This window comes from Pseudomonas sp. PARCl1, from assembly GCF_947311875.1.
Lineage (GTDB): Bacteria > Pseudomonadota > Gammaproteobacteria > Pseudomonadales > Pseudomonadaceae > Aquipseudomonas > Aquipseudomonas juntendi.
Map to the genome: position 1 here is coordinate 36,888 of NZ_CAMZMX010000016.1, position 20,792 is coordinate 57,679.

Sequence of the window (20,792 nt, forward strand, 5' to 3'; positions counted from 1 at the left end):
AACCCTTTGTTTTCAAGCATATTTTTATAGAGGCACGGGATTACATGGAAATCGGTCTGCGCGAGTGGCTGATCCTCATCGGCATCATTGTCATTGCCGGTATTCTTTTCGACGGCTGGCGCCGCATGCGCGGCGGCAAAGGCAAGTTGAAATTCCGTCTGGACCGCAGTTATTCCAACCTGCCGGACGAAGAGGGCGGCAGTGCCGAAGTACTCGGCCCGTCGCGGGTACTGGATACCCATAAAGAACCGGAACTGGACGAAAGCGACCTGCCTTCGCTCAGCGCCTCGGCGCGTGACCGCGAGCGCGAGCCAAAGCCGGCCAAGGCCAGCAAGCGTGGCAAGCGCGCCACAGCCGCGGCCGATGTGCAGCAGGGCGACCTGGGCCTGAGCGCCGAGCCGCGCGAGCCCGACCTGTTCACCGACAGCGACGACGACTTCGCCGCCGAAAATACCCGTGGCAACCCGGCGCCCGCTGCCAGCAGCAGCGTCAAGGAGCTGCCACCGGCCGAAGAGGTGCTGGTCATCAGCGTCATTTCCCGCGACGAGGGTGGCTTCAAGGGCCCGGCATTGTTGCAGAACATTCTTGAAAGCGGCCTGCGCTTCGGCGAAATGGACATCTTCCACCGCCACGAAAGCATGGCCGGCCACGGCGAAGTGCTGTTCTCCATGGCCAATGCGGTCAAGCCTGGTGTGTTCGACCTGGACGACATCGACCATTTCAGCACCCGTGCGGTGAGCTTCTTCCTCGGCCTGCCTGGCCCACGTCATCCGAAGCAGGCCTTTGACGTGATGGTGGCGGCCGCGCGCAAGCTGGCACATGAACTGAACGGTGAGCTCAAGGACGACCAGCGCAGCGTGCTGACCGCCCAGACCATCGAGCACTATCGCCAGCGCATCGTCGAGTTCGAGCGCCGTGCGCTGACCCAGAAGCGCTGACAGATCCAACGAAAGAGCAGCCTGAGGGCGTGCTGGCCGGTTCGGGTGTTGTTACCTGTTCCGGCCCTGTCGCCGGCAAGCCAGCTCCCACAATTGCCTGTGGGAGCTGGCTTGCCGGCGACAGGGCCAGGGCAGGCAATCGCTAGTCCAGACCCCAGCCGCCACCCCAGGCTGCTCTTTTGCTTTGCAAGAGAAGACAAACCCCATGACCGCCGAAACCCGTATCCACGAACTGCGTGCCGAACTCGACCAGCACAACTACCGCTACTACGTGCTCGACGAGCCCAGTGTGCCCGACGCCGAATACGACCGCCTGTTCAACGAGCTCAAGGCGTTGGAAGCCGAACACCCGCACCTGGTTACCCCCGACTCGCCCACCCAGCGCGTCGGCGGTGCAGCCCTGTCGGCCTTTAGCCAGGTGCGCCATGAAGTGCCCATGCTCAGCCTGGGCAACGCCTTCGAGGAAGCCGACCTGCGTGAGTTCGGCCGCCGTGTGGTGGACGGCCTCGATCAGCCCGGCGCGGTTGACTACAGTTGCGAACCCAAGCTCGATGGCCTGGCCGTTAGCCTGCTGTACCGCGACGGCCTGCTGGTGCAGGGTGCCACGCGCGGCGACGGCACCACTGGCGAAGATATCAGCGCCAACGTACGCACCGTGCGCAACATTCCGCTGAAGTTGCACGGCGAGGGCTGGCCCGCGGTGCTGGAAGTGCGTGGCGAGGTCTACATGAGCAAGGCCGGCTTCGACCGCCTCAATGCAGCCCAGGCCGAAGCCGGCGGCAAGACCTTCGCCAACCCGCGCAACGCGGCTGCCGGTAGCCTGCGCCAGCTCGATTCGAAAATCACGGCCAGCCGCCCGCTGGAGTTCTGCTGCTACGGCGTCGGTCAGCTGTCTGCCAGCATCGGCGACAGCCATATCGCCATCCTTGAACAGCTCAAGGCTTGGGGCCTGCCGATCAGCCGCGAGCTCAAGCATGCGGCAGGGATCGAAGAGTGCCTGGATTACTACCGCGACATCGGCGAGCGGCGCAACAGCCTGCCGTATGAAATCGATGGTGTGGTATTCAAGGTCAACAGCCTGGCCGCCCAGCGTGAGCTGGGCTTCCGCGCCCGTGAACCGCGCTGGGCAATCGCCCACAAGTTCCCGGCCATGGAAGAGCTGACCGAGGTGCTGGACGTCGAGTTCCAGGTCGGCCGTACCGGCGCGGTCACCCCGGTGGCGCGCCTGAAACCGGTCAAGGTGGCGGGCGTGACCGTGTCCAACGCCACCCTGCACAACATGGACGAAATCGCCCGCCTGGGCCTGCGCATTGGCGACACAGTGATCATCCGCCGGGCCGGCGACGTGATCCCGCAGGTGATGCAGGTGGTGCTGGAGCGTCGCCCGGACGATGCCCGCCCGGTTGCCGTGCCAAGCGAGTGCCCGGTGTGTGGCTCGCAAGTCGAGCGCACCCAGCTGGTCAAGCGCAGCAAGGGCAAGGAGACCACCAGCGAAGGGGCGGTGTACCGCTGTGTCGGCCGCCTGGCCTGTGGTGCGCAGCTCAAGCAGGCGATCATTCACTATGTGTCGCGTCGCGCCATGGACATCGACGGGCTTGGCGAAAAAAGCGTCGAGCAGTTGGTGGACGAAGGCCTGATCGGCTCGCCGGCTGACCTGTACAAGCTGCAGTTCGAGCAGGTGGTCGGCCTGGAAGGCTTCGCCGAGGTGTCCACCCGCAAACTGCTGGATGCCATCGAAGCCAGCAAGCGGCCGAGCCTGGCGCGTTTCATCTATGCGCTGGGCATACCGGATGTGGGTGAGGAGACGGCCAAGGTTCTGGCCCGTTCGCTGGGCAGCCTGGCGCGCGTGCAGCAGGCCTTGCCGCAGGTGCTGACGTATCTGCCGGACATTGGCCTTGAGGTCGCCTACGAGATTCACAACTTCTTCGAAGACGAACACAACCAGAAGGTTATCCAGCAGTTGCTCGATAGCGGCATGCACCTGCAGGACGAAGGCGAGTTGGCCGCCGAATTCGCGGCCAGCACCAGCTTGGCCGGCATGATCGCCAAGCTCGACATCGCTTCGGTAGGCCCAACCGGTGCCGAGAAACTGGTAGCCAAGCTCGACAGCCTGGACAAGATCATCGCTGCCGACGGCATCGACCTGCGCCAGGCACTGGCGGCCAAGCAGGCGGACGCGGTGCGTGAATTCTTCAAGGATGAGGCCAACCAGAAACTGGCGCGCGCGATCGAGGCGCAGTTGCTGGCGTTCGGCATGCACTGGACCAGCGAGAAGAAAGTCGCCGAGGGTTTGCCGCTGGCCGGCCAGACCTGGGTGCTGACCGGTACCCTGGAGCGCATGAGCCGCGATGTGGCCAAGGACAAGCTGGAAAGCCTTGGCGCCAAGGTGGCCGGTTCGGTGTCGGGCAAGACCCAGTGCGTGGTCGCAGGGCCGGGGGCTGGATCGAAGCTGGCCAAGGCCAGCGAGCTGGGCGTGAAGGTGCTGGACGAGGAGGCCTTCGTCGCGTTCCTGGCCGAGCAGGGCATCGCTATTTAAGTCCCTGCGCGCGCCCCTTGTGGGAGCGGGCATGCCCGCGAACACCGGCAAAGCCGGTGCCATCCATCGCGTAGCTTGCTTCGCGGGCACGCCCGCTCCCACAGGGCTCGCGCCAGTCTTGCCTGCAGCGCCACCCCAACCCAGACAAGTCATTGAGAAATGATGACTTTTTCTGCTCCCAGAGGTTGTATCTGCCCCCAAGACCGGTACAATGGCGCCACTCGCTGCTCAGCGAGGCATGTAGTGGTGGCCCCATCGGTCCCCCCGCATTGATTACCCGTTAACCTGGTCAGGCCCGGAAGGGAGCAGCCATAGCGGGAACATCGAGTGCCGGGGTGTGGCTGGTGGGGCCGCCTCCATTTCCGGGGCCGGAAAACCTCAATCTGCTGCGAACGCCTTCTTTCTGTCCTGCTTCTCGCCCAATGCTCCCACCGCCGACAGCTTCATCAGTCGCTGGAATTTAGGCAGGCCAGGTGATCTCCCTAAGGGCGCTGCGCCGCATGTCGCCAGCCCTTGCTCTCCGCCTCTAGGCGCCTACCCCTGTCACAGGCAGCACGCGAGCTCGAATCGGTCGCAATACCCTGTGGGAGCGGGCGTGCCCGCGAAACAGGCGACGCGGTATAGGCATCAGCATCACCGTAGATCGCCGGCAAGCCAGCGACCACAGGGAGCGTGCTGGCTTGCTGCCTCTGTACATCACCAGCGCTTCTGTTTCACGGGCGAGCGACAGACGGGTTGTCGCTACGGCCCATCCCTGCGTATCGCTGCAGGATCCGCTCGATTTCCCCCGTCTGTTTCAGCCGCACCAAGGCCCGCAGCAGCCCTTGTGTGGGTATCGCCGGGTCGTTGCGCACCATGCACCCCAGGTCCTGCTCCTCCAGCACTGCCAGCACTTGCAGTTGCCGAGCTGCCGGCTGCCCCTGGTTGAACCACTGCAGCGACAACTCGTTGCTCACTGCATGGCGATAGCGGTGGGCTTGCAGTTTCTGCAGGACCAGCAGCTGGCTGCGGCTGTCTTCGCGGCTCAGTCGGCCTTGGTCCAGCAGGGGTTGCAAGGTTGGATAGGTGTACCCCAGCACTGTACCGATGGCCTGGGGCGGCAGTTGCTCTGCTGCGACCGGGTTGCTGTCGCCAAGGCGCCCCACCAGCACGTCGCGCTGGTGGAACAGCGGGATGCTCCAGACAAAGTCCCCCGGGCGGTCATTGAACCACTGCGTGCTGACGTAGCAGCGCACATCAATGTCACCGCTGTTCATGGCCTCCTGCAAGCGCAGCCTGGCCATCACGTGGTACTGCGGGCGGACCCCTGCTTCCCGGGCCAGCGCCTGTACAAGGTCATAGACCAGGCCCTCGACCGGCTGGTCATCTTCAATCCGCACCAGCGGCATGCTCCAGCTTTCAGCCACGGAAAAACGCAGCACCGGCTGTTCTGCCACGCTCTGGGTAGCCCAGACCAACAGCAAGGCCAGCAGTTTTCGCAAAAGCATCTCCTCCCTGCATAACAGGCGCCCGATTCATAGCTTAGACGAGCTGCGCAGGGTGCAATTTTGCCCCCGCTCCGCTAGCATTAGCGATCTTCCGCTCGATCAGGCTACGATGGTTTTTCGATGAGTTATCAGGTTCTTGCACGTAAATGGCGTCCGCGCTCGTTCCGCGAAATGGTCGGCCAGACCCATGTGCTCAAGGCCTTGATCAATGCCTTGGACAACCAGCGCCTGCACCATGCCTACCTGTTCACCGGTACTCGTGGCGTGGGCAAGACTACCATCGCCCGTATCATCGCCAAATGCCTGAACTGCGAGACGGGCATCACCTCCACGCCCTGCGGCACCTGTTCGGTGTGCCGGGAGATCGACGAGGGCCGCTTCGTCGACCTGATCGAAATCGACGCCGCCAGCCGTACCAAGGTCGAAGACACCCGCGAACTGCTCGATAACGTGCAGTACGCGCCCAGCCGTGGGCGCTTCAAGGTCTACCTGATCGACGAAGTGCACATGCTCTCGACGCACTCGTTCAATGCCTTGCTCAAGACCCTGGAAGAGCCGCCGCCGTACGTCAAGTTCATCCTGGCCACCACCGACCCGCAGAAGCTACCGGCCACCATCCTGTCGCGTTGCCTGCAGTTCTCGCTGAAGAACATGAGCCCGGAGCGGGTGGTCGAGCACCTCAGCCATGTGCTGGCTGCGGAGAACGTCCCGTTCGAGGCAGATGCCCTGTGGCTGTTGGGCCGCGCCGCCGACGGTTCCATGCGTGACGCCATGAGCCTGACCGACCAGGCCATCGCATTCGGCGAAGGCAAGGTGCTGGCCGCCGATGTGCGGGCCATGCTCGGCAGCCTCGACCACGGGCAGGTCTATGGGGTGCTGCAGGCGCTGCTCGAGGGCGATGCCCGGGCCCTGCTGGAGGCCGTGCGCAACCTGGCCGAGCAAGGGCCGGACTGGGCTGGCGTGCTGGCGGAAATGCTCAACGTGCTGCACCGTGTAGCCATCGCCCAGGCGCTGCCCGAGGCAGTGGACAACGGCCAGGGCGACCGTGACCGGGTGCTGGCGCTGGCCCAGGCATTACCGGCCGAGGATGTGCAGTTCTATTACCAGATGGGCCTGATCGGCCGGCGTGACCTGCCGCTGGCGCCGGACCCGCGTGGTGGCTTCGAGATGGTCTTGTTGCGGATGCTCGCCTTCCGCCCGGCCGACACCGACGATGCGCCGAAACCGGTGCTAAAGCCAGTGGGGATCAGCCAGGCCACAGCTGATCCTGCCAACGCGGTGGCAGCCCCTGCGCCTGCCGTGCCGCCGCCCGCCGCCGAGCCTGCGCCCGCTGCGCCCGCTGCGCCCGCGCCGCTGGTAGTGCCGCCGCCAGCCACGGTGGACCATGAGCCCGAACTGCCCGCAGACGCCGAGCTGAGGGCCGAAGTCGAGGCCATTTCGGTGCCTGAGCCCGTCGCCGAGGTGGTCGACCTGCCGTGGGAGGATCCAGCCCCGACCAGCGCGCCTGTTGCAGAGCCTGTTGCCGAGCCCGCGTCAGCCCCGCGGCCGACCCCGCAGGCGGCGCCTACGGCCGCGCCTCCCGTGCATGACGAGCCGCCTTTCGACCCGTCTGCCTACGCCGCCGTTGGCATGGACCGGGACGACGAGCCGCCGCTGGACGAAGACTACTACGGCGGCGAAAGCGATCCGGTTGGCTTCAGCTACCTCGACGAGTTGGCCGAGCACGTTCAGGAAGAAGCCCCTGCGCCCGCGCCTGCCCCGTTGCCAGCCGCCAAGCCGGCCACCGGTCTGGCCCTGCAATGGCTGGAATTATTCCCACAGTTGCCTGTCTCGGGTATGACAGGCAACATCGCAGCAAACTGTACGCTGATTGCCGCCGATGGCGACGACTGGCTGCTGCACCTGGACCCAGGCCAGGGTGCGCTGTTCAACACGACCCAGCAGCGGCGCCTTAACGAGGCGCTCAACCAGCATCTGGGGCGCACGTTGAACCTGCGCATCGAACTGGTCCTGCCCGAGCAGGAAACCCCGGCCCAGGCCGCCGCCCGCAAGCGGGCCGAGCGTCAGCAGGGCGCCGTCGCCTCGATCGAGCAGGATCCATTGATCCAGCAGATGATCAAGTTGTTCGGTGCCAAGGTGCGGCAGGATACTATTGAGCCTGTAGAGGCCCTGGCCAACCAGGGCCAGTAACGGATAACCCTGCGGCCGGCCCGGCGCCGGGCCGCATCAAATGACCCAATCGAGGTATACCCCCATGATGAAAGGTGGCATGGCCGGCCTGATGAAGCAGGCCCAGCAGATGCAGGAAAAAATGCAGAAAATGCAGGAAGAGCTGGCCAACGCCGAAGTCACCGGCCAGTCTGGTGGCGGCCTGGTGAGCGTGGTGATGACCGGTCGTCACGACGTCAAGCGCGTCAGCATCGACCAGAGCCTGATGTCGACCGATGAAGATGACAAGGAAGTGCTGGAAGACCTGATCGCCGCTGCGTTGAACGATGCAGTGCGCAAGGTGGAGCAGAGCAGCCAGGAAAAAATGGGCGGCATGACCGCCGGCATGCAGCTGCCGCCGGGCTTCAAGATGCCGTTCTAAGGCATGCGCCCTCGAAAACCGCCGCTGACACCAGCGGCGGTTTTTTTTGTGCGTACTCGCAGCCGCCGCGGTCATTATTCTTGACCCGGCGCGCTCCCACTCGGAGGCTGATTTGACGCCACTGCCCCCGCTGGGTATAAACCGCCCCTTATTGAATTGTCAGGCCTTCCCCATGAGCTTCAGCCCCCTTATCCGCCAATTGATCGACGGCCTGCGCATCTTGCCAGGTGTAGGCCAGAAAACCGCCCAGCGCATGGCCCTGCAACTGCTCGAGCGTGACCGTAGCGGGGGGCTGCGCCTGGCCCAGGCTTTGACCCAGGCCATGGAAGGGGTAGGGCATTGCCGGCAGTGCCGCACCTTGACCGAGCAGGACCTGTGCCCACAGTGTGCTGACCCGCGGCGTGACGACACCCAGCTGTGTGTGGTCGAGGGGCCGACCGATGTGTATGCGGTCGAGCAGGCCGGCTACCGCGGCCGTTACTTCGTGCTCAAAGGCCACCTGTCGCCACTGGACGGCCTGGGGCCGGAGGCCATCGGCATTCCGCAACTGATGGCGCGGATCGAAGAGCAGGGTACCTTCACCGAGGTGATCCTGGCGACCAACCCGACCGTGGAAGGCGAGGCGACGGCGCATTACATCGCGCAACTGCTCAATGAAAAAGGCCTGGTGGCCTCGCGCATCGCCCATGGTGTACCCCTGGGCGGGGAGCTCGAACTGGTGGATGGCGGAACACTGGCCCATGCCTTTGCCGGGCGGCGGCCGATTTCGCTCTGAAGCTGCAAGCTGCAAGCTGCAAGCTGCAAGCTGCAAGCTACAAGCTGCAAGCTACAAGCTACAAGCTACAAGCTACAAGCTACAAGCTACAAGCAAAAGCAGATCGGCTTTTGCTTGTAGCTTGCGACTTGCGACTTGCGACTTGCGACTTGCAACTCAATACTCGCTGAGGGAAAACTCGGTCAGGCAGAAGGTCGGCACCCCGGCCGCCTGCAGCCGGCGCGAACCGTCCAGTTCGGGTAGGTCGATGATCGCGGCGGCCTCGAACACCTGCGCACCGGTGCGGCGCACCAGGTTGGCCGCTGCCAGCAAGGTCCCGCCCGTGGCGATCAAGTCATCGAAAATCAACACCGAATCGCCTTCGCACAGGCTGTCGGCGTGCACCTCCAGGAAGGCCTCGCCGTACTCGGTCTGGTAACCCTCGCTCAGCACGTCGGCTGGCAGCTTGCCTTGCTTGCGGAACAGGATCAGTGGCTTGTTCAACTGGTGGGCGATGATCGAACCAATCAGGAAACCCCGCGCGTCCATGGCGCCAATGTGGCTGAATTCAGACTCGACATAGCGCTCGATGAACTGGTCGGCCACATAGCGCAGCCCGCGCGGCGACTGGAACAGCGGGGTGATGTCACGGAAGATCACGCCGGGCTTGGGGAAGTCCACCACCGGGCGGATCAGGGCTTTGAGGTCGAAGGCGTCGCTGTGCATTGTTGCGGATATCCTGGGAAAACGAATGCCCAAGTATACCCGCTAAATACCGGTCTCAGGCCTCCATTGCACCACCGGCCAGCGCACACAGCTGGATCGGGTCGAGGATGTGCACTTCCTTGCCTTCGGCGCGCAGCAGGCCGTTCTGCTGGAAGCGGGTGAACACCCGTGACACGGTTTCCACTGCCAGGCCCAGGTAGTTGCCGATTTCGTTGCGCGACATGCTCAGGCGGAACTGGTTGGCCGAATAGCCGCGGGCGCGGAAGCGCGCCGATAGGTTCACCAGGAACGTGGCAATGCGCTCGTCGGCGGTTTTTTTCGACAGCAGCAGCATCATTTGCTGGTCATCGCGGATTTCACGGCTCATTACCCGCATCAGCTGGCGGCGCAGCTGCGGGAGCTGGACCGACAGTTCGTCGAGGCGCTCGAAGGGGATTTCGCACACCGAGGTGGTTTCCTGAGCTTGCGCCGACACCGGGTAGGCTTCGGTGTCCATACCCGACAGGCCGACCAGTTCGCTGGGCAGGTGGAAACCGGTGATCTGTTCTTCGCCGCTGTCGCTGAGGCTGAAGGTTTTCAGGGCGCCGGAACGTACCGCGTAGACCGAGCCAAAATTGTCACCCTGGCGGAACAGAAACTCGCCTTTTTTCAGCGGACGCCCGCGTTTGACGATTTCATCCAGTGCATCCATGTCTTCCAGGTTGAGTGAAAGAGGCAGGCACAGGGGGGCCAGGCTGCAATCCTTGCAATGGGCCTGGTTGTGAGGGCGCAGTTTGACTGGCTCGGACATTTGGATCGATCCTTGTGGGAAAGCACACATAAGTCGTAAGGGTAACCTACGACACAGGGTGTAGGCCAGAGTGCGCATCGATGCTGCGCGCTGGCAAAACCCCGGCAGATGCCCTGCCGGGAGTCCTCGTTCGCCCATAGTGTGCCCGGCAAGGTGGCGTGTCCATGCGGTTGAATGTCTCGCTTTTCAGATAACCCGGGAGAAACGCTGGCGGTTCTGCATCGCCAGGTAGGCATCGAACACCATGCATACCGAACGCGCCAGCAGGCGCCCGGCCGGGAGAATGCGAATGCCCTTGTCGTCCAGGCTGATCAGGCCGTCGCGCTGCAGGGTCAGCAGCTCTGGCCAGAGGTGGTCGAAGTAACCGCGGAAATCGATGGTGAACGCTTGCTCGATGGGTTCGTAATCCAGCTGGAAATGGCAGATCAGTTGCTGGATGACCGCCCGGCGGATGCGGTCGTCATGGTTGCACAGCAGGCCGCGCTGGGTCGCCAGCTGGGCGTTGGTCAGGCTGTCCTGGTAGGTGTTGAGGTCACTGCTGTTCTGGCAGTACAAGTCGCCGATCTGGCTGATGGCCGACACGCCCAGGCCGATGAGGTCGCAGTGCCCGTGGGTGGTATAGCCCTGGAAATTGCGCTGCAGGGTGCCTTCTTCCTGGGTGATGGCCAGCTCGTCGTCGGGCAGGGCGAAATGGTCCATGCCGATGTAGCGGTAGCCAGCGGCGGTCAACTGCTCGATGGTGGCGTGCAGCATCTCCAGCTTGGCGGCCGCGCTGGGCAGGTCGCTGCTGTCGATACGCCGTTGCGGCATGAAGCGTTCGGGCAGGTGGGCGTAGTTGAACACCGACAAGCGGTCGGGCTGCAGGCGGATCACCTCTTCGACGGTGCGGGCGAAGCCTTGCGGGGTTTGCTTGGGCAGGCCGTAGATCAGGTCGAGGTTGATCGAGCGGAACTGCAAGGTACGCGCCGCCTCGATCAGGGTGCGGGTCTGTTCCAGGCTTTGCAGGCGGTTGATCGCGCGCTGCACGGCGGGGTCGAGGTCTTGCACGCCGAGGCTGACGCGGTTGAAGCCCAGCTCCCGCAGCAGGCCCATGGTCGACCAGTCGGCTTCGCGCGGGTCGATCTCGATGCCGTAGTCGCCGGAGTCATCGTCCAGCAAGTGGAAGTGCTGGCGCAGGGTAGTCATCAGCTGGCGCAGTTCCACATGGCTGAGGAAGGTCGGGGTGCCGCCGCCGAAATGCAGCTGTTCCACCCGCTGTTTCGGTCCCAGGTGGCAGGCGATCAGCTGAATCTCCTGCTCCAGGCGCTGCAGGTACGGCGCGGCGCGGGCGCGGTCCTTGGTGATGACTTTGTTGCAGGCGCAGTAGTAGCAGATGTTGGCGCAGAACGGCACATGCACATACAGCGACAGCGGGCGTACCGCCCGGCGGCTTTCGCGCAGGGCGTGGAGCAGGTCGAAGGAGCCCACCTCGCTGTGCAGTTGCACGGCGGTCGGGTAGGAGGTATAGCGTGGCCCGGCAAGATCGTAGCGGCGGATCAGGTCGGTATCCCAACGAATGTCGTCGAGCATGTGGGCGGTCCCCGGAAAGAGCAGCAGTGAACCGGAGTCTATGGGCGTCTGTAGGAATCTGTGTTGATTTGTATCAAGCGGCAAGCGGCAAGCGGCAAGTCGAAAGTCGAAAGTCGAAAGTCGAAAGTCGAAAGCAGATCTGCTTTTGCTTGTAGCTTGTAGCTTGTAGCTTGTAGCTTGTAGCTTGTAGCTTGCAGCTTGCAGCTTGCAGCTTGTAGCTTGCAGCCCTCAATGCCCCATCAGCCAATGCTGGTGCGGCCCGGGCATGGTCCAGATACCAAACAGCATCACCAGCACCCCGCCAGCCACCCGCACACTGCGCCGTTTCAACAAAGTGTTTACCCGCTCTGCCGCCAAGCCGGTCGCCAGCAGCACCGGCCAGGTGCCCACCCCGAACGCCAGCATCAACGCCGCGCTGTAGCCGGCATGGCCCTGGCTGGCCGCCCATAACAACGTGCTGTACACCAACCCGCATGGCAACCACCCCCACAAGGCCCCCAGCAGCAACGCACGGGGCAGGCTGGACACCGGCAGCAAGCGCGACGCCAGCGGCTGGATATGCCGCCACACGCCGCGGCCTAGCACCTCGATACGCGTCAGCCCGCTCCACCAGCCGGCCAGGTACAGGCCCATGGCAATCAACAGCAAGGCGGCCAGGACCCGCAGGGCCAGGGCGGCCGGGCTGCTGGCTACGGCCCAGCCAGCCAGGCCCAGCAACAACCCGGCGCAGGCATAGCTGAAGATGCGCCCCAGGTTGTACGCCAGCAGCAGGCGCAGGCGCCTGCCGCGTTGTTCAGGGGGGATGGCCAAGGTCAGCGCACCCATCAGGCCGCCGCACATGCCCAGGCAGTGGCCGCCACCGAGCAAGCCGAGCACCAGCGCCGAGCCCAGCAGGGGAAGCAGGTCAGGCACGGGGTGGCAAGTCCTTGTCGGCGTTGCCCGGCGTGTCGTCGGGTTTGACCGCCGCCTGGTGACGAGGGTCCTGGTCGTCGAACAGAATGCTGTGCGCCGGGCCGTCGAGGTCATCGTACTGGCCGCTGTCCACGGCCCAGAAGAAGATGTACACGGCCACGCCGACCAGCAGCAGGGCTGCGGGGATCATGACATAGAGGGCGGGCATGGCGTACTCCTGGCGGGTTGCGCGGCATCCATCGCGGGCAGCCCCGCACTGACTGGCGCGCGGGTCAGGCGCAGGGCATTGAGCACCACGATCAGTGAGCTCACCGACATGCCGACAGCAGCCCACACCGGGGTGACCCAGCCGAGGGCGGCGAACGGCAACATCAGGCCATTATACAGGGTTGCCCACAGCAGGTTCTCGAGGATGTTGCGGCGGGTGCGGCGCGCCAGTTCCAGCGCCTGCACCAGCGCGCTCAGGCGGTTGGACAGCAGCACCGCGTCGGCGCAGGTCTTGGCCAGGTCGGTGGCGCTGCCCATGGCGATGCTGATGTCCGCGGCGGCCAGCACCGGCACATCGTTGACCCCGTCGCCCAGCATCAGCACCTTGCGCCCTTCGGCCTGCAAGGCTTTGAGGCGCTCCAGTTTGTCGTCCGGGCGCAGGCCGCCAACGGCGTGGTCGATGCCCAGTTGCGCGGCGACTTCCGCGACCATCGGCGAACTGTCGCCAGACAGCAGCAGGGTGCGCCAGCCCCGCGCTTTGCAGGCAGCCAGCAGGGCCGGTGCATCATCGCGCAAGCGGTCGTCCAGGCCGAACCAGGCCAATGGCCCCTGGCGGTCGCCCAGCAGCAGCCACTGGCCGCGAGGCTCGGGCACCGCAGGTACTTGCGCGCCGCTCAAGGCGCAGACGAAGCTGGCCTGGCCAATGCGCAGGCGCTGGCCATCGACCAGCCCTTCCAGGCCCAGGCCGGGTACACTCTGCACCTCTTCAGCAGGTGTGGCCGCGTGCCCGAACGCGCGGGCGATGGGGTGCTCCGAGCGGTTCTCCAATGCCGCCGCCAGCGCCAGGCAACGGTCCGCGGGGTGGCTGCCGAGTGGGCGAATGCTGCGCAAGGTCAGCCTGCCTTCGGTCAGCGTGCCGGTCTTGTCAAAAATCACCGTATCGATCTGGTTCAGGCCTTCCAGCACATGGCCACGGGTCACCAGCAGGCCAAGTTTATGCAGGGTGCCGGTGGCTGCAGTGAGTGCGGTGGGGGTAGCCAGCGACAGCGCACAAGGGCACGTCGCCACCAGCATGGCCAGCACGATCCAGAACGCCCGGGCCGGCTCCAGGTACCACCACCACAGGCCGATGGCCACTGCGGCCAGCAGCGAGAACAGCAGGAACCCCTGCGAGGCGCGGTCGGCAATTTCTGCCAGGCGTGGTTTTTCCGTTTGCGCGCGCTCCAGCAGGCGGACGATGGCCGACAGCCGCGAGTCGTGGCCCAGGGCCTGGACTTCTATGTTCAGCGTGCTTTCAACGTTCAAGGTGCCGCCGGTGACCCGGTCCCCCACTCGCCGCGGCTGTGGCAGGTATTCACCGGTGAGCAGCGATTCGTCGACGCTGGAGCGGCCTTCGACGATGCGCCCGTCGGCGGGAATCACCGCGCCGGGCAGCACCTGTACGGTGTCGCCGCATTGCAGTTCACTGAGCAGAATGCGCCCGCTGCGGCCTTGGCTGTCCAGGCGCAGGCACGAAGCCGGCAGCAAGTTTACCAGTTGCGCCGTGGCCGCTGCGGTGCGCTCGCGGGCGCGGCGTTCCAGGTAGCGGCCGGTCAACAGGAACAGGGCGAACATGCCCACGGTGTCGAAATACAGCTCGCCGCTGCCGGTGATGGCTGTCCAGATACCCGCGCCGAACGCCAGGCCAATGGCCAGTGACACCGAAACATCCATGGTCAGGTGGCGGGTGCGCAGGTCGCGGGCGGCGCCTTTGAAGAACGGTGCGCAGCTGTAGAACACGATGGGGATCGTCAGGAACAGCGCCACCCAACGCAGGATGGTATGCAGCTCGGGCGACAGGTCGATGTTGAATTCCGGCCAGGTGGCCATGGTCGCCATCATTGCCTGGAACCACAACAACCCGGCAACGCCCAGGCGCCGCAGGGCACTGCGGTTTTCCCGGGCCAACTGCTCGGCGGCCTGGTCGGGTTGGTAGGGGTGGGCGGCGTAACCGATCTGGCGCAGTTCGGCCAGCAGGCGCGACAGTGGCAGCTGCGAGGCATCCCAGGCAACTAGCAGGCGGTGGTTGGACAGGTTAAGGCGCGCCTCGGCGACGCCGGGCAGGTTGCGCAGGTGTTTTTCGATCAGCCAGCCACACGCCGCACAGCTGATACCTTCGATCAGCAAGGTGGCCTCGGCCAGGTCGCCCAGGTGGTGGACGAAGGTTTGCTGCACGTCACTGCGGTCGTACAGGGCCAGTTCGTCCTGCAACTGCCTGGGCAACGCTTCGGGGTTGGCGCTGTTGTCGCTGCGGTGCTGGTAGTAGTGTTCCAGGCCGCCGGCCACGATCGCCTCGGCCACTGCCTGGCAGCCGGGGCAGCAGAACTCGCGGGGCTCGCCGAGCACCACGGCGGTAAAGCGGCTGCCGGCCGGAACGGGCAGGGCGCAGTGGTAGCAGGGAATGGGTTGGGTCATCACATCATTGCCTTACACATAGCGGCCGGTTGGCGCGCTTCCCTGTAGGAGCGGCCTTGTGTCGCGAAAGGGGCGCGAAGCGGCCCCACGATCTTAGCTTCGCAGCATAGGTTGCAGGGGCTGCTGCGCAGCCCTTTCGCGACACAAGGCCGCTCCTACAGGTGCTCGGCGCCTTGGATGGCTTCATCACCAAGCTGCAAGGTCACGCCATGCTCGACCTTCTCCTCCTCGAACAGCCGCCACACCTGGCCACCTTCACTGCCCAGCAGCTCAACGAAACGCCGCCCGTCAACCTTGTCTTGCAGCTGCCCCACGTAACGCCCGGCCTCGACCCGGCTCAGCAGCACCTTGCGGTCCTTTTCCGGCTGGGTGGGCGATATCAGGTTCAGTTCCAGGTTCTGCGGGTTGCTGTTGCCGGCCAGGCGCAGGTCCACTTCGCCGGTCAGGTCATCCAGGTGCACACTGGCCTGGAGGCGCAGCTTCTGTGCCAGCAGTTCGCGGTCCAGTGAGCGGTTGATGCCCTTGCCCGCCTCGTAGTAATTGTCGTTCACCAGGTTGTCCGGGTTGTTCACGGCGATGCTGACCATGCTGAGGCTCAGGCACACCGAGGTGGTGAGGATCGCAATGATGATCCAGGGCCAGAGGTGCTTGTACCAAGGGTCGGCGGCGGTGGCAGGCATTGTGGGTTATCTCTCTTAGCGGATCTGTGGGCCGATGAAGCGGCTCTTGGCTTCAACCTGCGCGCTGCTGTCGTCGGCGCTTTTGAGGATGAAGGTGATTTCGTTGGTGGTCGATGGCAGTTTTTCCGGCGCCACCGACAGCTGCACCGGCAGGCTGACGATATCCCCGGCGGCCACGCGGATCTCGCGTTGGCCTTCGAGCGTGAGGTCTGGCAGGCCAGTGGCGTCCAGCACATACACATGGTCACGCTGGTCCTTGTTCATGACCTTCAGGCTGTACACGTTCTCGATCCGGCCCTGGGCATTTTCGCGGTACAGCACACGGTCCTTGCTGACGTCGAAACCGACCAGCGAGCGGGTGGCGAAGGCCGTGGCCAGGCCGATGATCATCACCAGCAGCACCAGCGCGTAGCCGATCAGGCGGGGCCGCAACAGGTGGGTTTTCTGCCCGGAGAGGTTGTGCTCGGTGGTGTAGCTGATCAGCCCTTTGGGATAGTTCATCTTGTCCATGATGCCGTCGCAGGCATCGATGCAGGCGGCGCAGCCGATGCATTCGATCTGCAGGCCGTCGCGGATGTCGATGCCGGTCGGGCAGACCTGCACGCACAAGGTGCAGTCAATGCAGTCGCCCAGGCCTTGGGCCTTGTAATCCGCGCCTTTCTTGCGCGGGCCCCGGGTTTCGCCGCGGCGCGGGTCATAGGAGACGATCAGTGTGTCCTTGTCGAACATCACGCTCTGGAAGCGGGCGTAGGGGCACATGTACACACACACCTGCTCGCGCAGCCAACCGGCGTTGCCGTAGGTGGCGAGGGTGAAGAAGCCGACCCAGAAATAGGCCCAGCCATCGGCCTGGCCGGTGAAGAACTCGATCACCAGTTCACGGATCGGCGAGAAGTAGCCGACGAAGGTCATGCCGGTGACGAAACCGATCAGCAGCCACAGGCTGTGCTTGCTGAACTTGCGCAGGAACTTGTTGGCGCTCATGGGCGCCTTGTCCAGTTTGATGCGCTGGTTGCGGTCGCCCTCGGTGACTTTTTCACACCACATGAAGATCCACGTCCACACGCTTTGCGGGCAGGTGTAGCCACACCAGACCCGGCCTGCGAACACGGTGATGAAGAACAGGCCGAAGGCGGCGACGATGAGGATGCCTGACAGCAGGATGAAGTCCTGCGGCCAGATGGTGGCACCGAAGATATAGAACTTGCGCTCGGGCAGGTTCCACCACACCGCCTGGTGGCCACCCCAGTTCAGCCATACCGTGCCGAAGTACAGCAGGAACAGCGCGGCACCGCCAACCATGCGCAAACGCCGGAACAGGCCGGTGAAGGCGCGGGTATAGATTTTTTCGCGGGACGCGTAGAGGTCGACGGAGTCCTTCCCTTTCGTGGCAGGCGGGGTTACATCATGTACCGGAATTTGCTTGCTCATCATCAAGTCCCACGGCAGTGGAAAAATGCCGCGGCCAGTGCGTGCCGGCCGCAGTCTCGCGCAATCTGCTAGCGCTCTGCGGTTCATGATACGCCGCTGTGGGCGGCCCGGGGTCGCACTGCGACCTTTAGTCGCGTTGGGTTCGCGGTGTGAATCGTGTTATGGCGGGTGTCAATTGATCCAGGTCATCAGCCTGCGAGAAATGCTTGGTTGTGCCGGCCTTTTCGCGGGCTTGCCCGCTCCCACAGGTCCCTCATCAGCCTTGAGGGTGTGGGAGCGGGCGAGCCCGCGAAGAGGCCAGGCCTGCCTTACTCGGCCTTGGCCGGCTCAGCCTGCTGCGACAGGCTGTACACATAAGCCGCCAGCAAGTGCACCTTGTCGTTGCCCTGCAACTGTTCCTGGGCGGGCATCTGCCCTTGGCGGCCATAGCGGATGGTCTGCTGCAACTGGGCAAAGCTGGAGCCGTAGATGAACGCCTGCGGGTGGGTCAGGTTCGGTGCCCCCATGGCTGGCGTGCCTTTGCCTTCCGGCCCGTGGCAGGCCACGCAGTTGGCGGCGAAGATCTTCTGCCCATTCTGCACATCGGCCTTGACCCCTTGCGGCAGGGTACGGCCATCGAGCTTGCTGACCACGAATGCCGCGACGTCGGCCACACCTTGGTCACCGATCACTTCGGCCCATGCCGGCATCACACCGTGGCGGCCGCCCATGATGGTGGCCTTGATGGTTTCCGGCTCGCCGCCCCAGCGCCAGTCATTGTCGGTCAGGTTGGGGAAACCGAAGGCGCCCTTGGCGTCGGAGCCATGGCATACCGAGCAGTTGGAGGCGAACAGGCGTGCGCCCATTTTCAGCGCCTGTGGGTCTTTGGCCACTTCCTCGATAGGCATGGCGGCGAACTTGGCGTAGATCGGGCCGAAGCGCGCCTGGGCCTTGGCCATTTCCTTTTCCCACTCGTGCACGCCGGTCCAGCCCTGCTGGCCGTTGGAAAACTCGGTCTGTTTGTCGTTGTCCAGGTACGAATAACCCGGCAGCATGCCTTTCCAGTTGCCCAGCCCCGGGTACAGCACCAGGTAGCCGAGGGCGAAGACGATGGTGCCGACGAACAGCCAGAACCACCATTTCGGCAGTGGGTTGTCGTACTCCTCGATACCATCGAAGGCGTGCCCGACGGTTTCGTCGGTCACCTCTTCGCGCTGGCCCTTGCGGGTCGACAGCAGCAGCCAGGTCAACGAGAAGATGGTGCCCAGGGTCAGGACGGTAACGTACAGACTCCAGAAGGTTGTCATTGTTGTTTGCTCCCAGAAGCTTTTGCTTGCTCGACGTGCCGTTTGGCCTCGGGGTCATCGGCGAAGGGCAGTTGGGTGGCTTCGTCGAAGTCCTTCTTGCGCCGTGGGTTGAACACCCACAGCGCCAGGCCCACGAACGCCACCATCACCACGACGGTACCCAGGCCGCGAATCATCCCGATATCCATCAGCGTCACCGTTTGCTCTTGATGATGGTGCCAAGACCCTGCAGGTACGCCACGAGGGCGTCCATTTCGGTCTTGCCCTTGACCGCGTCACGGGCGCCGGCGATGTCGGCGTCGGTGTACGGTGTGCCGAGTGTGCGCAGCACCTCCATCTTCTTCGCGGTGTCCTTGCCGTCGAGCGTGTTCTCGACCAGCCAGGGGTAGGCCGGCATCTTCGATTCCGGCACCACGTTGCGCGGGTTGTACAGGTGCGCGCGGTGCCAGTCATCGGAGTAGCGGCCACCGACCCGTGCCAGATCCGGCCCGGTGCGTTTGGAGCCCCACAGGAACGGGTGGTCCCACACGCTCTCGCCGGCGACCGAGTAGTGCCCGTAGCGCTCGGTTTCGGCGCGGAACGGGCGGATCATCTGCGAGTGGCAGCCCACGCAACCTTCGCGGATATAGATGTCGCGGCCTTCCAGCTCCAGGGCGGTACGCGGCTTCATGCCCTCGACCGGCTTGTTGGTCACGTCCTGGAAAAACAGCGGGACGATCTGGGTCAGGCCACCGACGCTTACCGCGATGACCATGAAGAAGGCCAGCAGGCCAATGTTCTTCTCGACGGCTTCATGCTTCATCAGTGCGCTCCCACAACGACGATCTTGGCGGCTTCTTCAGCCTGTGCCGGATTGGCGGCACGCACGGTACGCAACACGTTGTAGGCCATCAGCAGCATGCCGCTGGCGAAGAACGCACCGCCCAGGGCACGCACGATGTAGCCCGGGTGGCTGGCTTGCAGTGCCTCGACGAACGAGTAGGTGAGGGTGCCGTCATCGTTGATGGCACGCCACATCAGGCCCTGGGTGATGCCGTTGACCCACATCGAGGCGATGTACAGCACGGTGCCGATGGTGGCCAGCCAGAAGTGCGCGTTGATCAGGCCAACGCTGTGCATCTGCACGCGGCCATACAGGCGCGGGATCATGTGGTACACGGCGCCGATCGAAATCATGGCGACCCAGCCGAGGGCGCCTGCGTGCACGTGGCCGATGGTCCAGTCGGTGTAGTGCGACAGCGAGTTGACGGTCTTGATGGCCATCATCGGGCCTTCGAAGGTGGACATGCCGTAGAACGCCAGCGACACCACCAGAAAGCGCAGGATCGGGTCGGTACGCAGTTTGTGCCAGGCGCCCGACAGGGTCATCATGCCGTTGATCATGCCGCCCCAGCTTGGCGCCAGAAGGATGATCGACATCACCATACCCAGCGACTGCGCCCAGTCGGGCAGGGCGGTGTAGTGCAGGTGGTGCGGGCCGGCCCAGATGTACAGGGTGATCAGCGCCCAGAAGTGCACGATCGACAGGCGGTACGAGTAGATCGGCCGCTCGGCCTGCTTGGGCACGAAGTAGTACATCATGCCCAGGAAGCCGGTGGTCAGGAAAAAGCCCACGGCGTTGTGCCCGTACCACCACTGGATCATCGCATCGGTGGCGCCGGAGTAGGCCGAGTACGACTTGAACAGGCTGACCGGCAGGGAGATGTGGTTGACGATGTGCAGCATCGCGGTCACCACGATGAAGGCACCGTAGAACCAGTTGCCGACATAGATATGCTTGGTCTTGCGCTTGACGATGGTGCCGAAGAACACCACCCCGTAGGTGACCCAGACAATGGCCAGCAGAATCGCCAGTGGCCACTCCAGCTCGGCGTATTCCTTGGTGGTGGTGTAGCCCATCGGCAGGGTGATCAGCGCCCCGACGATCACCGCCTGCCAGCCCCAGAAGGTGAAGGCGGCCAGGCTGTCGGAAATCAGCCGCGTCTGGCAGGTGCGCTGCACCACGTAGTAGCTGGTGCCGAACAGCGCGCAGCCGCCGAAGGCGAAGATCACCAGGTTGGTGTGCAGCGGACGCAAGCGCCCGAAGCTGGTCCAGGGCAGGTCCAGGTTCAGTTGTGGCCACACCAGCTGCGAGGCGATGAAGACGCCGAGGCCCATGCCAAGGATCCCCCAGACCACCGTCATGATGGCGAACTGGCGGACGACCTTATAGTTATAAGCAGTCGGACTGATTGCTGTGCTCATTCTAAGGTTCCACGGTTTTGATGTTCTTGTTGGTTGAAAAATCGGCGCCAGTATTGATAACCCTCCGGGTTACCGCAACGCAACTTTGGTACGCCGACCCGTGTCCGGGCCCGTTCACTGATGTCCCGCAGCGCTCGGGTCAGGTAGATTGTACACAAATAAATATTTGTAATGTGTACCGTTTTTCA

At 64.0% G+C, this 20,792-nt stretch carries 18 protein-coding genes, 1 other RNA gene and 1 pseudogene; 6 read left to right on the top strand and 14 right to left on the bottom strand.

Annotated features, from left to right (window positions below; all coding sequences use genetic code 11):
* Window positions 1-44: 44 nt before the first annotated feature.
* From zipA to ffs, 3 genes are all read left to right on the top strand, one after another.
* Window positions 45-938: a cell division protein ZipA gene (zipA, locus tag QME24_RS11420; protein ID WP_054881417.1), complete on the top strand. Its 894-nt coding sequence runs from the start codon at window positions 45-47 to the stop codon at window positions 936-938.
* A 205-nt stretch (window positions 939-1,143) separates the two neighbouring features.
* A complete protein-coding gene (gene ligA, locus QME24_RS11425; RefSeq protein ID WP_280091331.1) occupies window positions 1,144-3,474 on the top strand; it encodes an NAD-dependent DNA ligase LigA in 2,331 nt (776 codons plus the stop codon).
* 253 nt (window positions 3,475-3,727) lie between these two features.
* An RNA gene (gene ffs, locus QME24_RS11430) (signal recognition particle sRNA small type) lies at window positions 3,728-3,824 on the top strand.
* A gap of 28 nt (window positions 3,825-3,852) precedes the next feature.
* Here the strand turns inward: ffs and QME24_RS24755 are convergent.
* Window positions 3,853-4,016, bottom strand: a pseudogene (locus QME24_RS24755) (MerR family transcriptional regulator); the annotation flags it as partial.
* Between the two features lie 171 nt (window positions 4,017-4,187).
* A complete protein-coding gene (locus tag QME24_RS11435) occupies window positions 4,188-4,955 on the bottom strand; it encodes a transporter substrate-binding domain-containing protein (RefSeq protein WP_301336247.1) in 768 nt (255 codons plus the stop codon).
* A 126-nt stretch (window positions 4,956-5,081) separates the two neighbouring features.
* Here QME24_RS11435 and dnaX point away from each other — a divergent pair, with 126 nt between their 5' ends.
* The 3 genes from dnaX (at window position 5,082) to recR (ending at window position 8,326) form a co-directional block, all read left to right on the top strand.
* On the top strand, window positions 5,082-7,151 hold the full coding sequence (gene dnaX, locus QME24_RS11440) for a DNA polymerase III subunit gamma/tau (protein WP_054905805.1): 2,070 nt from the start codon (window positions 5,082-5,084) through the stop codon (window positions 7,149-7,151).
* A 64-nt stretch (window positions 7,152-7,215) separates the two neighbouring features.
* The gene (locus tag QME24_RS11445) at window positions 7,216-7,551 is read left to right on the top strand and encodes a YbaB/EbfC family nucleoid-associated protein (RefSeq protein WP_003254305.1); all 336 of its coding nucleotides are present in this window, start codon (window positions 7,216-7,218) and stop codon (window positions 7,549-7,551) included.
* A gap of 172 nt (window positions 7,552-7,723) precedes the next feature.
* Entirely contained in the window at window positions 7,724-8,326 is a 603-nt protein-coding gene (gene recR / locus QME24_RS11450) for a recombination mediator RecR (protein WP_009683911.1), read from the top strand.
* A 156-nt stretch (window positions 8,327-8,482) separates the two neighbouring features.
* Here the strand turns inward: recR and QME24_RS11455 are convergent, their stop codons facing one another.
* The 12 genes from QME24_RS11455 to ccoN form a co-directional block, all read right to left on the bottom strand.
* Entirely contained in the window at window positions 8,483-9,031 is a 549-nt protein-coding gene (locus QME24_RS11455) for an adenine phosphoribosyltransferase (protein ID WP_280091330.1), read from the bottom strand.
* 55 nt (window positions 9,032-9,086) lie between these two features.
* Window positions 9,087-9,821, bottom strand: coding sequence for a Crp/Fnr family transcriptional regulator FnrA (gene fnrA / locus QME24_RS11460; RefSeq protein ID WP_009683909.1), 735 nt, complete (start codon window positions 9,819-9,821; stop codon window positions 9,087-9,089).
* Between the two features lie 186 nt (window positions 9,822-10,007).
* Window positions 10,008-11,390 (bottom strand): oxygen-independent coproporphyrinogen III oxidase, encoded by a 1,383-nt coding sequence (gene hemN / locus QME24_RS11465; RefSeq protein WP_280091329.1) that lies wholly within the window; start codon window positions 11,388-11,390, stop codon window positions 10,008-10,010.
* Window positions 11,391-11,618: 228 nt separating this feature from the next.
* A complete protein-coding gene (locus QME24_RS11470; protein WP_054881972.1) occupies window positions 11,619-12,302 on the bottom strand; it encodes a sulfite exporter TauE/SafE family protein in 684 nt (227 codons plus the stop codon).
* Window positions 12,295-12,510 (bottom strand): cbb3-type cytochrome oxidase assembly protein CcoS, encoded by a 216-nt coding sequence (ccoS, locus tag QME24_RS11475; protein ID WP_054881973.1) that lies wholly within the window; start codon window positions 12,508-12,510, stop codon window positions 12,295-12,297. The genes QME24_RS11470 and ccoS overlap by 8 nt, the downstream gene beginning before the upstream one ends.
* Window positions 12,489-14,963: a heavy metal translocating P-type ATPase gene (locus QME24_RS11480; RefSeq protein WP_054881974.1), complete on the bottom strand. Its 2,475-nt coding sequence runs from the start codon at window positions 14,961-14,963 to the stop codon at window positions 12,489-12,491. The genes ccoS and QME24_RS11480 overlap by 22 nt, the downstream gene beginning before the upstream one ends.
* A gap of 155 nt (window positions 14,964-15,118) precedes the next feature.
* A complete protein-coding gene (locus QME24_RS11485) occupies window positions 15,119-15,643 on the bottom strand; it encodes a FixH family protein (RefSeq protein ID WP_054881975.1) in 525 nt (174 codons plus the stop codon).
* Window positions 15,644-15,658: 15 nt separating this feature from the next.
* On the bottom strand, window positions 15,659-17,074 hold the full coding sequence (ccoG, locus tag QME24_RS11490; protein WP_054881976.1) for a cytochrome c oxidase accessory protein CcoG: 1,416 nt from the start codon (window positions 17,072-17,074) through the stop codon (window positions 15,659-15,661).
* 308 nt (window positions 17,075-17,382) lie between these two features.
* A complete protein-coding gene (ccoP, locus tag QME24_RS11495) occupies window positions 17,383-18,360 on the bottom strand; it encodes a cytochrome-c oxidase, cbb3-type subunit III (protein ID WP_054905802.1) in 978 nt (325 codons plus the stop codon).
* Window positions 18,357-18,548 carry a CcoQ/FixQ family Cbb3-type cytochrome c oxidase assembly chaperone gene (locus QME24_RS11500; protein ID WP_009683899.1) on the bottom strand — a complete coding sequence of 64 codons (192 nt, stop codon included), beginning with the start codon at window positions 18,546-18,548 and terminating at the stop codon, window positions 18,357-18,359. The genes ccoP and QME24_RS11500 overlap by 4 nt, the downstream gene beginning before the upstream one ends.
* 5 nt (window positions 18,549-18,553) lie before the next feature.
* Window positions 18,554-19,162, bottom strand: coding sequence for a cytochrome-c oxidase, cbb3-type subunit II (ccoO, locus tag QME24_RS11505; RefSeq protein WP_009683898.1), 609 nt, complete (start codon window positions 19,160-19,162; stop codon window positions 18,554-18,556).
* Window positions 19,162-20,604 (bottom strand): cytochrome-c oxidase, cbb3-type subunit I, encoded by a 1,443-nt coding sequence (gene ccoN, locus QME24_RS11510; protein ID WP_029885689.1) that lies wholly within the window; start codon window positions 20,602-20,604, stop codon window positions 19,162-19,164. The genes ccoO and ccoN overlap by 1 nt, the downstream gene beginning before the upstream one ends.
* Window positions 20,605-20,792: the final 188 nt, after the last annotated feature.

What these genes read in the sequence shown, in the direction of transcription:
- zipA (WP_054881417.1), top strand. Translation starts at nt 45, where the DNA reads ATGGAAATCGGTCTGCGCGAGTGGCTGATCCTCATCGGCATCATTGTC.
- ccoG (WP_054881976.1), bottom strand. Translation starts at nt 17,074, where the DNA reads ATGAGCAAGCAAATTCCGGTACATGATGTAACCCCGCCTGCCACGAAA.
- ccoN (WP_029885689.1), bottom strand. Translation starts at nt 20,604, where the DNA reads ATGAGCACAGCAATCAGTCCGACTGCTTATAACTATAAGGTCGTCCGC.
- dnaX (WP_054905805.1), top strand. Translation starts at nt 5,082, where the DNA reads ATGAGTTATCAGGTTCTTGCACGTAAATGGCGTCCGCGCTCGTTCCGC.
- ligA (WP_280091331.1), top strand. Translation starts at nt 1,144, where the DNA reads ATGACCGCCGAAACCCGTATCCACGAACTGCGTGCCGAACTCGACCAG.
- QME24_RS11480 (WP_054881974.1), bottom strand. Translation starts at nt 14,963, where the DNA reads ATGACCCAACCCATTCCCTGCTACCACTGCGCCCTGCCCGTTCCGGCC.
- QME24_RS11500 (WP_009683899.1), bottom strand. Translation starts at nt 18,548, where the DNA reads ATGGATATCGGGATGATTCGCGGCCTGGGTACCGTCGTGGTGATGGTG.
- recR (WP_009683911.1), top strand. Translation starts at nt 7,724, where the DNA reads ATGAGCTTCAGCCCCCTTATCCGCCAATTGATCGACGGCCTGCGCATC.
- hemN (WP_280091329.1), bottom strand. Translation starts at nt 11,390, where the DNA reads ATGCTCGACGACATTCGTTGGGATACCGACCTGATCCGCCGCTACGAT.
- QME24_RS11445 (WP_003254305.1), top strand. Translation starts at nt 7,216, where the DNA reads ATGATGAAAGGTGGCATGGCCGGCCTGATGAAGCAGGCCCAGCAGATG.
- fnrA (WP_009683909.1), bottom strand. Translation starts at nt 9,821, where the DNA reads ATGTCCGAGCCAGTCAAACTGCGCCCTCACAACCAGGCCCATTGCAAG.
- ccoP (WP_054905802.1), bottom strand. Translation starts at nt 18,360, where the DNA reads ATGACAACCTTCTGGAGTCTGTACGTTACCGTCCTGACCCTGGGCACC.
- ccoO (WP_009683898.1), bottom strand. Translation starts at nt 19,162, where the DNA reads ATGAAGCATGAAGCCGTCGAGAAGAACATTGGCCTGCTGGCCTTCTTC.
- ccoS (WP_054881973.1), bottom strand. Translation starts at nt 12,510, where the DNA reads ATGCCCGCCCTCTATGTCATGATCCCCGCAGCCCTGCTGCTGGTCGGC.
- QME24_RS11455 (WP_280091330.1), bottom strand. Translation starts at nt 9,031, where the DNA reads ATGCACAGCGACGCCTTCGACCTCAAAGCCCTGATCCGCCCGGTGGTG.
- QME24_RS11485 (WP_054881975.1), bottom strand. Translation starts at nt 15,643, where the DNA reads ATGCCTGCCACCGCCGCCGACCCTTGGTACAAGCACCTCTGGCCCTGG.